This window comes from Acinetobacter sp. 22323 (assembly GCF_052044895.1).
GTDB lineage: Bacteria > Pseudomonadota > Gammaproteobacteria > Pseudomonadales > Moraxellaceae > Acinetobacter > Acinetobacter schindleri.
Genome location: NZ_JBQEOL010000014.1, coordinates 33,150 through 47,259 on the forward strand (window position 1 = coordinate 33,150; position 14,110 = coordinate 47,259).

Consider the following 14,110-nt stretch of genomic DNA (forward strand, 5'->3'; position numbering starts at 1 on the left):
ATTGAACGTATGGAATAGAACGGAAAAATTTGATATTTGTTATAGGAAATAATGCATAAATTGTAAGTTAAAAATATCCGCTCTAAAGTATTAAAAATATTTGTAATATATATAAAATTTAGGCTACATTAATAAAGCACCACAACGACTGAATTATAAATAGCGTCCTTTCCTGCAGGCGCATGCTCTTTCATAAAATGCACTTTGATTTGAGGGAGACATCAATCTGATGCTGACGTACGAAATGGAATTACCTGCCCCCATATTAGTTTTAGAAGATGATATTTTCATGCAACAACGGACTGAAAAACTGTTGCGAGAACTGGGCTATACTTCCGACGTCATTTATTATGCGCAGTCAGTTAAACAGGCGCATACCTTCATTGATCAATATTCTTTTGCACTTGCCTTGATCGATCTCGGCTTACCTGATGGCTCAGGACTAGAGGTCATTCAAACCCTACATCATCTGAATGCAGAACTCCCGATTCTGGTCATTTCGACCTGCTGCACACAGAACATTATCCTTCAGGCCATCCATACCGGGGCAACAGGTTATTTTTTAAAAGAACGTGATGACTTTGAAATATTACTCTCCATACGTAATGTCATTCGGGGAGGTGCACCAATCGATCCTTTTATTGCGCAGCAAATTCTGAAAAATATTTCTTTTGAATCAATAGAAAAGCATTCAAACCTAGAGAAAAATGATTTACTCTCTAAACGTGAATATGAAATTTTAAATCTGGTCGCTCAGGGGATGAGTAATAGAGAGATTGCCGAAGCATTGTTTCTATCAAAATATACAATCGAATGTCATATCAAAAATATTTATCGCAAACTTTGCGTGAGCAACAGGTCGAAAGCTATCCATACTGCACGCACTATGGGGTTAATCTCTTAATTTTATGCCTGCTGTTTTTCTTCGCCTGTCAATTGCATGCCCAATCACCAGAGTCTTCCTCAACCTCCTGTAAAGCATACATTACAGAAAGTTTTATCGCCAAAGCAATTCCTAATAACCCTGTTGAACGACCAACAACAGGCTGGGCAAAAGTCGAGCACTTTCCTGATTTCATCAATTCACACTGGAAAGATTATAAAGGTAATGCCTGGTATAAAATTCACTGGACCTATGACTGTAAAAATAAGCCTGACCACCCCCTGAGTCTTGTTATTAGTCATATTAATATGGCTGGAAAAGTCTATTTAAACGATGATTTACTTTGGAAAGATCAATCTTTAACTGAACCACTATCACGAAGTTGGAATATTCCACGTAGCTGGCAAATTCCCATCTCTGCTCTTAAGACAAAAGAAAATACGATCTGGATATATGTAGCAAGCGCATCAATTCAGGAAGGAAATTTAGGTCATGTCCATATTGGACCTTATAACCAGCTACTGCCACTTTATCAAGAGTATCAATTCAAGCAAAAGACATTGATTTCAATTGGTTTTTTAATCAATGTAATTATTGGTATTTTTTACTTTATGGTATGGATTATATACCGTAAGGAATCAGCATATCTCTGGATCAGTGCGAATGTCTTGTTTTGGCTCGGCTATTCCCTGTTCTTTCTGCTGTATTCAACCCCACTCAGCAGTATTCAGGTCGACAGGTTGCTCGCCTGGTTATTTTCAACCTATACCTTGGTCTCCTGTGTTTCTATCTGGCGCTTTGCCAATCTGAAATTTCCTCGAATTGAAAAACTGCTTTTGTTTATATTTTTTCTTGCCACTGCTGTACTCGCAGTTATTCCAGATGAATATTTAAAACAAACTATTCATTTCTTTTTCATCCTTAATATGATTATTTTCTTATTAGAAAATTCTACTTATCCATTTTTAACTTATAAATCTAAACAAATTGAAGTGTATTTAATGGCAGGATTACATGCATTTTTTGTTCCGGTTGCGATTCATGATGCTTATCAAATCCTGACTTATCAAAATGAATTCTGGTCACCTTTTATTTCACCATTTAGTGCTTTATTCTTAGGGCTTTTACTAGGTCTGCGTTTATATCGTAACAATAAGGTGATTTCACGATTTAATAAAACTTTAAAAGACGAAATTGATAATGTGACTCAAAAACTCAGTTCTTCTTTAAATTCTCAGTACCAATTAGCTTTAGAAAATATTCGCCTTCAAGAACGCGTTAATTTGTCTCGTGATTTACATGATGGTATTGGTGGTTCAATTGTTCGTTCAATCGAACTGGTGAGCCGCAATGATCATTTAGAAAAAGAAAAATTTTTATCGATTTTAAAATTATTAAGTAATGATTTACGCCAGATTATTGATCATGGTTCAAGTCTGGATGCAAAAATACCTGATAGTCCAATATTATGGGCAGCGCCAACCCGCCATCGCTTTATGGAAATTTTTGATGAGCTGCACATTGCTGCACATTGGCAAATACCAGATAAATGGAACAAGTCGCCCACACCTCTGCAATGTTTAACCCTGACACGTATTCTTGAAGAAGCACTGACCAATATTATTAAACATAGTCAGGCAAGTGAGATTAGTATCGGGCTTGAACAGACAGAGCAGGCATTAATCCTGAATATTCGGGATAATGGCGTCGGTTTTGATCCTAAATGTATTATAGAAGCCAAGCATATAGGGCTACAAAGTATGAAAATACGTGCTCAACGTGCGAATGGTACACTGAATATCCTGTCTTCAGGTCGGGGAACTCATATTCAGGTCATGTTAAGTTTTTAAAATTATTTAGGATAGTTAAACACCTATTTTAATATATCAAGACTAAGCTGCTCTTTTCCTCCGATGCTTAAATGTAGTGTGGCACAGAATGAGGTGAAGTATAGAAAGAAAATAAAATGATCTGGCATTTTCCTTTTATAATCAAGTGTTATGAACAATAAAGCCCTGTATCTACAGGGCTTACAGAAACAGCAGCTCAAAATTATTTAAAATAATTCAATGGCAATTTCAAATAAGACACACCATTGGCTTCAGGCTCAGGGAACTGCCCTGCTTTCATATTGATCTGAATTGCCGGCAGAATCAGTTTCGGCATATTTAAAGTAGCATCACGCTGATGTCGCATTTCGACAAACTCTGCTTTACTGGTGCCTTCGTGGATATGAATATTCTGGGTTTTCTGGGTGTGTACATCAGTTTCACACACATAATCATGACGCGTTGCAGGCAAATAGTCATGACACAAGAACATACGAGTTTCAGGCGAAAGCTGATACAGTGACTGTACCGAATCGAATAAAGTCGATGCACTACCACGCGGGAAATCGCAACGCGCTGTACCATAATCCGGCATAAACAGGGTATCACCTACAAATACCGCATCCCCGATCACATAGCTGAGACAGGCCGGTGTATGCCCTGGTGTAGGAATATTATAGGCATCCATTTCACCAATCTTGAAATGCTCATGATCCTCAAACAGGTAGTCGAATGGTTGCAGGGCATTAAACTGTTTTATGTCCAGATGATAAATCGCACCAAAGGTTTCCTGTACCACAGAAATCTTCTGGCTCATGGCAATTTTACCACCCAGTTCTGCCTTGAGATATTGCGCTGCAGTCAGATGATCAGCATGTACATGGGTTTCTAGAATCCACTCGACCGTTAAATCCTGCTCTTTAATATAGGCAATAATTTTATCGGCATGAATAGTTGAGGTACTTGCTGATGCCGGATCATAATCCAGAACGCTATCAATAATGGCGCAGGCCTTGGTCTCCGGATCACGTACAACATAACTGAAGGTATTGGTATCTTCGTGAAAAAAATCTTTTACTATAGGTAAGTTTGACATCATTAAGCTCCTGACCATTTACGGTGAATCCATACACCCACCAGCATTGCTACAATAAAATAGAGCACTTGATAGTGGCCCAAACCGATCAAGGTGAAACTTGGCGCCGGACAGATGCCGGCAATGCCCCAACCTGCACCAAATAAAACCGCACCCGTGATCAGCTTCTTATCTATCTGATTATTTTTAGGTAAATCAATAGGTTCATTAAATACTGTTTTCGGTTGCGCCGTACGTAATGCTTTCTGGAAGGGAATAAAGGCCACAGTAATCGCGCCCATCATCACAAAGGCCAGACTGGCATCCCAATCACCAAACAGATCCAGAAAGTCGAGTACCTTTTCAGGATTGGACATGCCCGACACCATCAGACCCACAGAGAATAGAGCACCAAATAAAAAGGCAAACACATTTTTCATTTTAGAATGCTCCTGTGATATGACGGATAATATAAACGGTGACAAAACCTGCAAACATAAAAGTCATCGTCGCGACAATAGAACGCTTAGACAGCCGACTAATGCCACAAATTCCGTGACCACTGGTACAGCCCGAACCCAAACGTGTCCCAAAGCCTACCAGCAGACCTGCCACAATCATCATCAATGGGCTGGCATTCAATTCGATTTCAGGTTGTACAAACAGACCATAAATAAACGGTGTGATGATCAAGCCTGATAAAAACCAGATCGCAGGCGTTTTAAATACAGTTTTTGGGTTTAATACCTGCCCAACCAAACCACTGATTCCTGCAATACGGCCATTGACGTACAGATAGCCGACCACTGAAAGTCCGAGCATTAAACCGCCAATAAATGCGATGAGGAAGTCATGCATGGTGAATCAATCTCTATACAATATACTTTTTTATATTATATAATAAAAAATAATAATCAAGCAGTTTTATGGTAAATTGTGTAAACTGCACGGGCTACATCTAAGGTTTTGAGGACATCTATGGATATGATTGCTGCAAATGCCAAAATTGATTTTTCACAGGTCGATTTCGTCAGCCAATGCCTAAAAGTTTTAGCCAATCCTGATCGTCTGAAAATCTTATGTGTCCTGGTTGACGGGGAAATGAATGTTCAGGAAATTGAAGAATCTACCGATATTCATCAACCTACACTTTCACAACAGCTGACTGTACTGCGTAAGGCCGACATGGTTGGCACCCGACGTGAAGGTAAACAGATTTTCTATCGTCTGAGTGACCCCAAGGTCTTGAGCCTGATGCAAAAGCTGTACGAGCTGTATTGCGCCAAACCCGCTTCTTAGTGCAGCCAAAAAGAAATGATCAGAAGCAGTCCGCTAAAAGCAGTAAACAGGTTTAGCCATACGGGATACTGGGTGTAATAACCTTCAATAAATTCCGGCGGTCGCAGTGATATCAACCCCCGTCGATATTGCAGGATTGAGGCGAAATTTACCAACATACCAAATACAATCACCACAATTCCCAACCATTGTGAATAAGCTATTTTCTGTGCATAAGTCTCTGGGTCCACCAGTTGCACTAGCAGGTTGGATTTTTCAATCACAAAACCAAAAGCAATTAATGCCAAACCACTCCGGTTCCACGCCAGAGCGGTTCGTTCCAAAGCAAGCAGTACCCGTGGATCATCCAAATTTGACATATCTTATCTGCTCTTCATGCTTAGCCTATCCACCAATGTAAATCTGCCTCCCTATCATGTATAGATGTTTTAAGTAAAAATTACTTTTCTATCATGTAGTTAAAATATTATTGTTCAAAAATTTCCTTGACATCCATCGCCAGGCCTTGAGTAGATTTAAATTCACCCTGATTGTTTTTCCAAGCCATCGACGGTGTGGAGAAAAAGCCGTATTTCCCCATTAGGGCCTGGTTGGCATCAATTTTTGCAGCAACTTCGACAGGAATCTTTTCCATTTTCTTGAGCTGCTTTTTGCCTTTATTCTTGTTTATATCATTAAAAACTGCCGCTGGATCTTTCGAATTCAATAGTGTTGCCAGCTGGCCACGGCTTTCTTCACGGATCACACCGACCTGAATATGACGCAGCTGTACCTTCCCTGATTCTACCCAAGGTCGGGCCGCCTGCCAGAATTTATAACAATATGGACAATTTGGATCGGAAAAGACATAAACCACCCGTGGTGCATCTGGCTTGCCATCCTGGATCCAGGTCGATTTTTCCAGGGTTTTCCAGACATCGTCCAATACCGCTTTTTTCATATGCTTTTCAATCTGCTCATTGGACAGGCTTTTCCCTTGTGCATCAAACAGTTCGCCCTTGATATAATATTTGTCATCGTTGGAGATAAATACCGTATTGGAATACTGGTCTTCATGCCCCACCCAGCCGGTCATTCCTTGCGGTGCCGGAATCTGTTTTACAAACACAAAACCCTGTTGTTCAATATGCTGTTTAATATTTGCCTTCGTGTGCATGCTCATGATCAGGAACATACCTGCACCAAGCACCTGGTTAATTTTATTCATACTACGTCCTTCCGTTTTTTAAGGTTGATCTGAAATCCTGTTTAAATATTGCTGCAACATGGCCGGACTGAGTTCCCCCATATGCCGCTCGACCAGCTGACCTTGAGCATTAAAAAACAGCGTCGTTGGCAGGCCGAAACTATTCAGCTGCTGGGGTAGTTCACCATATGGGTCCAGCAGGACATGTTTAAATTGAAACTGATGTTTTCTTAAATAGGCATTTACGGTGGCTACCTCCTCACCCTGATTGAGCATGACAAAATTCACTTGAGGATGCTGCTTGGCTGCTTTAGCCAACACCGGCATTTCACGGTGACACGGCGGACACCAGCTCGCCCACAAATTAATTACCGTGGGCTGGCCAATGAATTGGCTGAGTGAAACCTTGTCTGTACCCAGACGCTCCTGTTCTAGTCCAGCAAAGGCGAGATCAGGAAACGCTGCTTCAGTTTTTAGACTGGATTTGAACGCGAGCCCAAGCCCGATCCAGAGTACCAATATGATCAACAAGATGGCTTTAAATCTGGTCTGCAGCTGTCTGTTTCGAATGACATACCACAAAGCACCAAGCAGCACCCCTCCCCATAAATGGAAACCTTTGTCCTGGATTTTCAGTATGTCGATGGGTGCTGCAAAATACAGCTCGGCATTGAGCAGAACGAAAATAAAACGCGCACCCAGCATCCCCAGCAAAAAACTGCTCCAGAGCAAATCCTGACTTTGCCCAAGCTGCTGTTTAGACCATGAATACTTTCTGGCTAATCCAAACAGGATGGCAGATAACAGCATCAAGCCAGTGGCAACAATAATAAGTGCCCAGGGCAACATCAAAGGTCCCAGATGCAGTGCATCACTGGAAATCATCATGGTTGCTCTCCTTGCAGTTGCTGCAATGTGCCTAGTAAATGTGTCGCGCTAAAGCTTCCGGTTAAACGCAAGTCTCGCTGTTCCTGATGCGCTGCATTTAGAAATATGAAGGTGGGTGGTCCGAGGATTTGCCATTCTTTTAGCAGCTCATCCTGACTTGGATGATAGTGGGTCAGGTCTAATTTGATACGAACCACATTTTGTAAAGCCGTCTGGACATCACTACGTGGAATCACATCCTTTTCAATCGGTTGACAGGCCACACACCAGTCCGCATAGACATCTATCACCACCGGTTGTGCAGGATGTTTGGCTAAAACCTGTTGCAATTGTGCGGCTGTGCTGACCTTCTGCCATTCAAGCCGTGATTCCACATGGGCGACCTGTACCTGGCTCCAGACATGGTAGAGCTGCATGCCTCCTGCATAGACCAGTAAACCACTGAGCAGCATCAGGCCTATTTTCGCTACAGACCGATGCACATGAGGCAGCATCTTGAACAAGAAGTAGCCTGAACAGGTGATCAGTACCACACCCAAAAGGCTCAGGTATAAAATGCCGGGCAATAGTGGACGGGCGAAATACAAGGCCAGCGCCAGCATGACAAAGCCAAAACTAAACTTCAGGCGATCCATCCAGATACCAGGCTTGGGTAAAAGATGGGACCCAAATACGGCAGCAATAAATAGTGGCAAGCCCAGCCCAAGGCCTAAGACGAACAGATAACTGGCTCCCAGCATTGGTTGATTAAGCTGAGACACATAGATTAAGGCACCGGCCAACGGTGCACTCATACATGGCCCGACAATCAGTGCCGCGATCATGCCCATAAGACCGGCACCAATCAGCGTGCCACCCTTCTGCTTTTGCTGCCATTGATCCAGACGCTGCAACATGCCTTGGGGTAAGGACAGCTGAAATGCTCCGAACAGATTAAGTGCGAACAAAACAAACATAATGCTGAAAATACTGATGAATACCGGACTTTGAAACCAGCGCTGAAAACTATAACCGAGCTGTGCCACAGCAAGTCCCATGACCGCATAGACCAGTGCCATACCCAAAACAAAGACCAGCGCAATCAGCGCAGCACGGTAGCCCCAGTGCTGCTGGACCAGAATTCCCGTTAAAATTGGAATTAAAGGTAAAGAACACGGTAAAAAGGCCAGCAGAATGCCAAGCCCGAGAAAAATCAGGGCATTAATTAACAGACCTTGTTCAGACAGCAGACTTAAAAAATACTGGTCATTGTTCCACTGGCTATTCATGCCTGCTGGGGAAGTTTGTTTTTTAGGGTCTGCAATGAGCTGGTCATTTTTCTCTGTTAATTCCATCTCAGGCTGCACCACAGGTTCAGAAACTGCAGCGACTTGTATTTCCTCTACCTTTTCTTCAGTCAGGGCTTGATCTGTACTTGGAGTCTGCTCTATAGCTTGGAACTCATCTTTCTGAGCATTCAGAATTTTTTCGTTTGCTTGTGGCTGTGCAGTACTGGCCAGCAATTTTGGTGTTTTGCTCAGGTTTTGCGCTGGAAATAGACCATCTGCATCAGTTGATACCGTGGCGCGTTGCACCGGATAACATAAACCGCTTTCTGCACAGCCCTGCCACTGCACCACAAACTGCTGGTTGGGCTGCACATTCATATTGCTTTTGACTTGCCCATAATGCACCTGGGTCAAACCGAAATTGGGATCGTCTTTGTCTTCGGGTTTGGGCAATGTTAGCTTGACTAGAGTCTGCTGAGAAGACACTTTAAGCTGGTCATGATACAGATAATAACCCTCTGCAATTTTCCAGCTAAGCTCTGCCTGACCCTGACTTGTAGAAACCACCTGAAACTGAAATGCCTGATCTGGTGGTAAAAAGTCTGCATGTGCAGTTCCCGTCATGATTCCACCGCCGATCACGGCACCCAATATCCACTTCAACATCCAGCTGATCTCCTCCTGTTAGGACTGCATTATTGAAAAACTAAAATTAAGGCAACATTAACAGCCCAAATCATTTATAAAATAATGGCAGTTTGATCAGGATGTTCTATGTTTATTGTATTGGTTGAGGATGATCCCTATATCGCACAGAGCATTTGTGCTGCTCTGAACTATCTGAATTTTTCAGTGGAGCATGTCAGTCACGCACGTGCTGCAGATTATTTTATCCGGCATAGTGCAGTCGATTTGTGTTTACTGGATTTAGGCCTGCCCGATCAGGATGGCCTGGAGTTGCTGCACAGCTGGCGACGCGACCAGATTGATCTCCCAGTACTGGTATTGACGGCGCGGCTACGGACCGATCAGTGTGTTCAGGCCCTGAATGCTGGTGCCGATGACTACCTGACCAAACCCTTTGAACTGGAGGAGCTGATTGCCCGGATTCATGCCCTCACCCGTCGCCACCGCGGCTTTGCCTCGAATACCCTGCAATTTGATGAACTGGTTCTGAACCGGGATACCCAGACTGTAACCTATCAAGACCAGGCCGTAAGTTTATCTCGCCGTGAATTCAGCCTGCTGGAAACCCTGATGAGCCACCCTAACCAGATTCTGAAAAATGAACAGCTTATTGACAAGCTCTATGGTTTTCAGGACGCTATCGAGAGCAACGCCCTGAATGTCCACATTTATCACCTGAGACAAAAACTGCATCCAGATTTAATTCAGACCATTCGTGGTGTGGGATATATTTTTAAACCGTTTGAGCAGCGTCATGTTTAGTCACAGCTTGAAATGGCGTTTGGTCATGAGCCTTTTGGCCGTGTTTATTGTGCTGTGGAGTGCAGTATTTTCATGGCTGTATATTGACCTGAAACAACGCTTACAAGACACACTGGATCAACGCTTATCGGCATCTGCACAAATGGTTGCCCGGCTGATTCAGCAGTTACCACTGGATAGTCTGGGGGATGCAACCTTATCCAAATTAGCCAAGAATGATGATGCAAACCAGTTAATTGCCTGTGAAGTCTCTCTTTTTAGCTCTGACATCTCGTTAGGCAATCAGGTAATTGCCAAAACACGCGGTGCCCCAAAAAATTTAAGCCAGCGACCAGAAGGATTCAGTACCTGGCAGCAGGGTGATACGGAATGGCGCAGTTATGTCCTGCGTCGTGGCGATATTCAGGTGGTGGCGGCAGAACGCATGTTCTTGAGGGATATGCTACTACAGCAGATTCTGCAGTCCGTACTGGTTCCCTTGGTCTTCTCACTGCTGATCTGTATTGCCTTGATCATCTTTATTATCCGCAGACAGTTCCGGCCTTTGGATCAGCTCAGTCAATACCTGAACCAGAAAAACCTCAACTATTCACAGGCGGCAGATTTTTTAATGCAGCTCAAGCCTGCAAGCATCCCTCAGGAAGTACAGCCTTTTGTCAACAATTCCACGCAGTTGATTCAGAAACTCAATGACAGTCTGCAACAGGAGAAAGCCTTTAGTGCCTATGCTGCACATGAATTACGCAGTCCCCTGACCGCAATTAAAACCCATGTACAACTGGCCCAGCTGATCGGTCAGCAGCAGAACCTGCCTGAATCCATTCAGCACAATTTGCAGCAGGCCAATGAGAGCATCCGACGTTATACGCTGTTACTCGAGCAGCTTTTATTGCTGACCCAATCAGAAAACAGTATCCAAGCAATGTCTGAAGCCATCTGGCTTCGCCCCACGCTTGAGAAGGTGCTTGCAGACTTAAGTACACGCTATCCTGAAATTAATGAAAAAATACAGGTGGACTGGGAAAGTCTAGGCGAAATTCAGCTACCTGAATTTGTGCTGTATACGGTACTGAAAAATCTGCTTGAAAATGCACTGCTGCATGCACAGGCTACCCATATCTGGATTTCCATGCAGTCTCATGGCCTGGTGATTGAAGATGATGGACAACAACTTACAGCCAAGGATATCCAACATTTAGGACAACGCTTCTGGCGAAAATCTGCTCAGCAGCACGGCCATGGTCTGGGACTGGCATTGGTTAAAAGCTTGCTAGGTAATTATCAATACCACCTTGGATTTCAGCAGCGTCAGCCAGTAGGACTGACCATCAAAATTCGACGATATATTCAAAATTAATTTGAATTTAATAGATCTCTTTTATAAATCAAAAAATGATCGTGCTATTTATCTTTAAATGGATACTAAAAGTGCCTTCTCTCTTTGGGATAAGAAGCACTGCCTCGCAACAGGATGAGGGGGTGGAAAGCTCTTCCTAAGGAGCCTGTTTCGCAAATCTTCTATAAGGAGAAGGAACTGTCTTGATAGTGATTAAACATAATTTATGAAAGAACTCTAATAATCATGCAAACAGAAAATAAAATTCCCCCTAAAGCTGAAATTTTATTTTCTGTTATTTAAGTTTGAGCACTTGCTCCCATGAGGATCAGTATCAATACATAGATCAAGATTTTCGCCAGCTGGCAGCTTTATTATTTTGTCCAGATGAAGTTCTGCTTTTTTAACCTCTATAGTGGTTATAGCGGCCAATTGACTTAAACCACATGTAATCCCATTCACCATGCAAAAAAAGGTGTAGGTTTTAGCTTTTGGCACTTTTTACTACTTTGTCACTGTCAATCTATATCAGTTGTTTATATGTCCGCATATTCTAATTTATTATATAATTCAATTACCTATACCCGTAACTCAAAATATCCAGGCAATAAAAAAACCCCAGTCATTGACTGGGGTTTTTCGTATCTGGCGGAAGCGGTGAGATTCGAACTCACGGAGGGGTATAAGCCCTCGTCGGTTTTCAAGACCGGTGCATTAAACCGCTCTGCCACGCTTCCATGTGCGCCATCATACGGAGCTTTTTCTCACCTGACAAGTGAAAATTACAGTGAATGCAATCAACTGCATATAGTTTCATCAAATCCTTACAATCTGGCTGCCAGTTCAGCACCTTCACGAATCGCGCGTTTGGCATCCAGCTCTGCCGCCAGTTTGGCACCACCAATAATATGATACTTAGCTATAGTTTTTTGACCTTCAACTGGCATGATTTCTTTCACTGATTCCTGACCGGCACATACCACAATCGTATCTACGCGTAGCAATTGGTCATGTCCATCCACTTCAATCCATAAGCCTTCATCAGTAACCGACTTATACTGCACACCCCGCAGCATACGTACACCATGTTTTTTCAATTGTGCGCGATGTACCCAGCCTGTGGTTTTGCCTAAACCCGCACCAAGTGGTGTGGTTTTACGTTGAAGCAGATAAATTTCCCGGACTGGTGCTTCAACCTCTGCAGGCTGCATCCCCCCTTCCGTTACATAATTTGGATTTGGATCTACTCCCCATTCACGCTTCCATTCCTCTACAGGCATTGGCTGGGGTTGCAATGGCGGTTTTAGCAAAAATTCAGATACATCAAAACCAATCCCACCTGCACCAATCACGGCAACTCGATCTCCGACAGATGCTCCATTCAACACTTCGGTATAGGACAAGACCTGTGGTGCATCACTACCCGCAATCTTCAAGGCGCGTGGTACAACGCCAGTCGCCACAATCACCTCATCAAAACCTTCACGTTCCAGCTGTTCACGATTGACCTTGGTATTCAGACGTAATTCAACCCCAGTCTTTTCTATTTGAACCTTGAAATAACGAATGGTTTCATGAAATTCTTCTTTACCCGGCACTACTTTTGCCAGATTGAACTGGCCACCAACATCGTTCGTTGCTTCAAACAGGGTCACCTCATGACCACGTCCGGCAGCCACCGTTGCCGCTGACATACCTGCAACGCCACCACCCACAACGGCGATCCGTTTCGGTTTTTTGGTTTTTACATAAACCAGTTCAGTTTCATATCCAGCACGCGGATTCACTAAACAGGTAGCACGCTGGTTTTTAAACGTATGATCCAGACAAGCCTGGTTGCAGGCGATACAGGTATTGATCTCATCAACACGGTTGGTCGCTGTTTTATTGACCCAGAAAGCATCTGCCAGTAAAGGACGTGCCATTTGCACCATGTCCGCCTGCCCTGATGCCAGGATTTCTTCAGCAGTATCTGGCATATTGATACGATTCGATGCGATCACCGGAACAGTAACATTTTTCTTTACTTCTGCAGTGTACTCGACGAAAGCAGCCCGTGGCACAGACGTAACAATGGTTGGAATACGTGCTTCATGCCAGCCGATCCCGGTATTAAGTAAAGTAATTCCGGCCTTCTCTAATGCTTTAGCGACGGTAATGACTTCCTGCATGGTATTGCCATCATGCACCAGATCCAGTAAAGACAGACGGAAGCAGATAATAAATTTTTCACCAATCTCGGCCCGAATCGCTTTGACAATTTCCACCGCAAAACGCATCCGGTTTTCGATCGAACCACCCCAGCGATCATTGCGCTGATTAACATGACGACTCAGGAACTGGTTAATCAGGTAACCTTCTGAACCCATGATTTCCACACCATCATAGCCGGCTTTTTTTGCCAGACTGGCAGTTTTTACATAGTCCTGAATAGTATCCAGAATCTGTTTTTCTGAAAGCTGGCGTGGTTTAAAAGGAGAAATCGGTGACTTGATTGGACTCGCTGAAACCACAAAAGGTTGGTAGCCATAACGGCCGGCATGCAGGATCTGCAACAGGATTTTGGCACCATGCTTATGCACGGCATGGGTTACCAGTCGATGCGGAGCAATATCTCCCAAGGTATTCATGGTCCCACCTGCAGGCAGTAACCAGCCCTGACGGTTTGGAGAAATACCACCCGTGATGAGCAGCCCTACCCCACCTTTGGCACGCTCGCCAAAATAAGCTGCCAGTTTGGGATAATTATAGAAACGATCCTCCAGCCCGGTATGCATTGAACCCATCACCACCCGGTTTTTAATCGTGGTAAATCCCAGATGAAGCGGTTTTAAAATATTCGCATAACGAGTCGTTGTCATGGCTATTCCCTTTGATGATGGCTTTGCAACTTGTTG

Annotated in this window: 13 protein-coding genes and 1 tRNA gene; 5 read left to right on the forward strand and 9 right to left on the reverse strand. The window is 43.5% G+C overall.

Annotated features, from left to right (window positions below; translation table 11 throughout):
* Positions 1-229 precede the first annotated feature (229 nt).
* Both ACTJIX_RS10375 and ACTJIX_RS10380 read left to right on the forward strand, forming a co-directional pair.
* A complete protein-coding gene (locus ACTJIX_RS10375; protein ID WP_004893735.1) occupies positions 230-904 on the forward strand; it encodes a response regulator transcription factor in 675 nt (224 codons plus the stop codon).
* Complete coding sequence (locus ACTJIX_RS10380; protein ID WP_440611423.1) at positions 814-2,733, forward strand: ATP-binding protein; 1,920 nt, start codon at positions 814-816, stop codon at positions 2,731-2,733. Before ACTJIX_RS10375 ends, ACTJIX_RS10380 begins: the two co-directional genes overlap by 91 nt.
* 202 nt (positions 2,734-2,935) lie before the next feature.
* Here the strand turns inward: ACTJIX_RS10380 and ACTJIX_RS10385 are convergent, their stop codons facing one another.
* Genes ACTJIX_RS10385 through ACTJIX_RS10395 form a run of 3 tightly spaced genes read right to left on the reverse strand, consistent with a single transcriptional unit; the run spans position 2,936 to position 4,645 of the window.
* Positions 2,936-3,808, reverse strand: coding sequence for an MBL fold metallo-hydrolase (locus ACTJIX_RS10385; protein WP_163172731.1), 873 nt, complete (start codon positions 3,806-3,808; stop codon positions 2,936-2,938).
* 2 nt (positions 3,809-3,810) lie between these two features.
* Positions 3,811-4,227 (reverse strand): DUF6691 family protein, encoded by a 417-nt coding sequence (locus tag ACTJIX_RS10390; protein WP_004646572.1) that lies wholly within the window; start codon positions 4,225-4,227, stop codon positions 3,811-3,813.
* A 1-nt stretch (position 4,228) separates the two neighbouring features.
* Positions 4,229-4,645, reverse strand: a complete 417-nt coding sequence (locus ACTJIX_RS10395; RefSeq protein ID WP_004810628.1) for a YeeE/YedE family protein — start codon at positions 4,643-4,645, stop codon at positions 4,229-4,231.
* A 120-nt stretch (positions 4,646-4,765) separates the two neighbouring features.
* Here ACTJIX_RS10395 and ACTJIX_RS10400 point away from each other — a divergent pair, with 120 nt between their 5' ends.
* The gene (locus ACTJIX_RS10400) at positions 4,766-5,086 is read left to right on the forward strand and encodes an ArsR/SmtB family transcription factor (protein ID WP_253169672.1); all 321 of its coding nucleotides are present in this window, start codon (positions 4,766-4,768) and stop codon (positions 5,084-5,086) included.
* On the opposite strand, the gene ACTJIX_RS10405 is transcribed toward ACTJIX_RS10400, so the two are convergent.
* From ACTJIX_RS10405 to dsbD, 4 genes are all read right to left on the reverse strand, one after another.
* Positions 5,083-5,445 (reverse strand): YidH family protein, encoded by a 363-nt coding sequence (locus ACTJIX_RS10405; RefSeq protein WP_262467817.1) that lies wholly within the window; start codon positions 5,443-5,445, stop codon positions 5,083-5,085. The genes ACTJIX_RS10400 and ACTJIX_RS10405 overlap by 4 nt on opposite strands.
* Positions 5,446-5,552: 107 nt before the next feature.
* Positions 5,553-6,293, reverse strand: coding sequence for a thiol:disulfide interchange protein DsbG (gene dsbG / locus ACTJIX_RS10410; protein ID WP_440611424.1), 741 nt, complete (start codon positions 6,291-6,293; stop codon positions 5,553-5,555).
* Positions 6,294-6,311: 18 nt separating this feature from the next.
* Positions 6,312-7,160 carry a prolipoprotein diacylglyceryl transferase family protein gene (locus ACTJIX_RS10415; protein WP_440611425.1) on the reverse strand — a complete coding sequence of 283 codons (849 nt, stop codon included), beginning with the start codon at positions 7,158-7,160 and terminating at the stop codon, positions 6,312-6,314.
* The gene (gene dsbD / locus ACTJIX_RS10420; protein WP_262478476.1) at positions 7,157-9,094 is read right to left on the reverse strand and encodes a protein-disulfide reductase DsbD; all 1,938 of its coding nucleotides are present in this window, start codon (positions 9,092-9,094) and stop codon (positions 7,157-7,159) included. The genes ACTJIX_RS10415 and dsbD overlap by 4 nt, the downstream gene beginning before the upstream one ends.
* Positions 9,095-9,202: 108 nt before the next feature.
* Here dsbD and ACTJIX_RS10425 point away from each other — a divergent pair, with 108 nt between their 5' ends.
* Positions 9,203-9,877, forward strand: a complete 675-nt coding sequence (locus tag ACTJIX_RS10425; protein ID WP_262478474.1) for a response regulator — start codon at positions 9,203-9,205, stop codon at positions 9,875-9,877.
* Entirely contained in the window at positions 9,870-11,234 is a 1,365-nt protein-coding gene (locus ACTJIX_RS10430; protein WP_262478472.1) for a sensor histidine kinase, read from the forward strand. Before ACTJIX_RS10425 ends, ACTJIX_RS10430 begins: the two co-directional genes overlap by 8 nt.
* 625 nt (positions 11,235-11,859) lie before the next feature.
* Here the strand turns inward: ACTJIX_RS10430 and ACTJIX_RS10435 are convergent.
* Positions 11,860-11,950 (reverse strand) — tRNA-Ser (locus tag ACTJIX_RS10435).
* Between the two features lie 87 nt (positions 11,951-12,037).
* Positions 12,038-14,074, reverse strand: a complete 2,037-nt coding sequence (locus tag ACTJIX_RS10440) for an NADPH-dependent 2,4-dienoyl-CoA reductase (protein ID WP_005221379.1) — start codon at positions 14,072-14,074, stop codon at positions 12,038-12,040.
* Positions 14,075-14,110: the final 36 nt, after the last annotated feature.

What these genes read in the sequence shown, in the direction of transcription:
- dsbG (WP_440611424.1), bottom strand. Translation starts at nt 6,293, where the DNA reads ATGAATAAAATTAACCAGGTGCTTGGTGCAGGTATGTTCCTGATCATG.
- ACTJIX_RS10405 (WP_262467817.1), bottom strand. Translation starts at nt 5,445, where the DNA reads ATGTCAAATTTGGATGATCCACGGGTACTGCTTGCTTTGGAACGAACC.
- ACTJIX_RS10395 (WP_004810628.1), bottom strand. Translation starts at nt 4,645, where the DNA reads ATGCATGACTTCCTCATCGCATTTATTGGCGGTTTAATGCTCGGACTT.
- ACTJIX_RS10375 (WP_004893735.1), top strand. Translation starts at nt 230, where the DNA reads ATGCTGACGTACGAAATGGAATTACCTGCCCCCATATTAGTTTTAGAA.
- ACTJIX_RS10385 (WP_163172731.1), bottom strand. Translation starts at nt 3,808, where the DNA reads ATGTCAAACTTACCTATAGTAAAAGATTTTTTTCACGAAGATACCAAT.
- ACTJIX_RS10380 (WP_440611423.1), top strand. Translation starts at nt 814, where the DNA reads ATGTCATATCAAAAATATTTATCGCAAACTTTGCGTGAGCAACAGGTC.
- ACTJIX_RS10440 (WP_005221379.1), bottom strand. Translation starts at nt 14,074, where the DNA reads ATGACAACGACTCGTTATGCGAATATTTTAAAACCGCTTCATCTGGGA.
- ACTJIX_RS10425 (WP_262478474.1), top strand. Translation starts at nt 9,203, where the DNA reads ATGTTTATTGTATTGGTTGAGGATGATCCCTATATCGCACAGAGCATT.
- ACTJIX_RS10390 (WP_004646572.1), bottom strand. Translation starts at nt 4,227, where the DNA reads ATGAAAAATGTGTTTGCCTTTTTATTTGGTGCTCTATTCTCTGTGGGT.
- dsbD (WP_262478476.1), bottom strand. Translation starts at nt 9,094, where the DNA reads ATGTTGAAGTGGATATTGGGTGCCGTGATCGGCGGTGGAATCATGACG.
- ACTJIX_RS10430 (WP_262478472.1), top strand. Translation starts at nt 9,870, where the DNA reads ATGTTTAGTCACAGCTTGAAATGGCGTTTGGTCATGAGCCTTTTGGCC.
- ACTJIX_RS10415 (WP_440611425.1), bottom strand. Translation starts at nt 7,160, where the DNA reads ATGATGATTTCCAGTGATGCACTGCATCTGGGACCTTTGATGTTGCCC.
- ACTJIX_RS10400 (WP_253169672.1), top strand. Translation starts at nt 4,766, where the DNA reads ATGGATATGATTGCTGCAAATGCCAAAATTGATTTTTCACAGGTCGAT.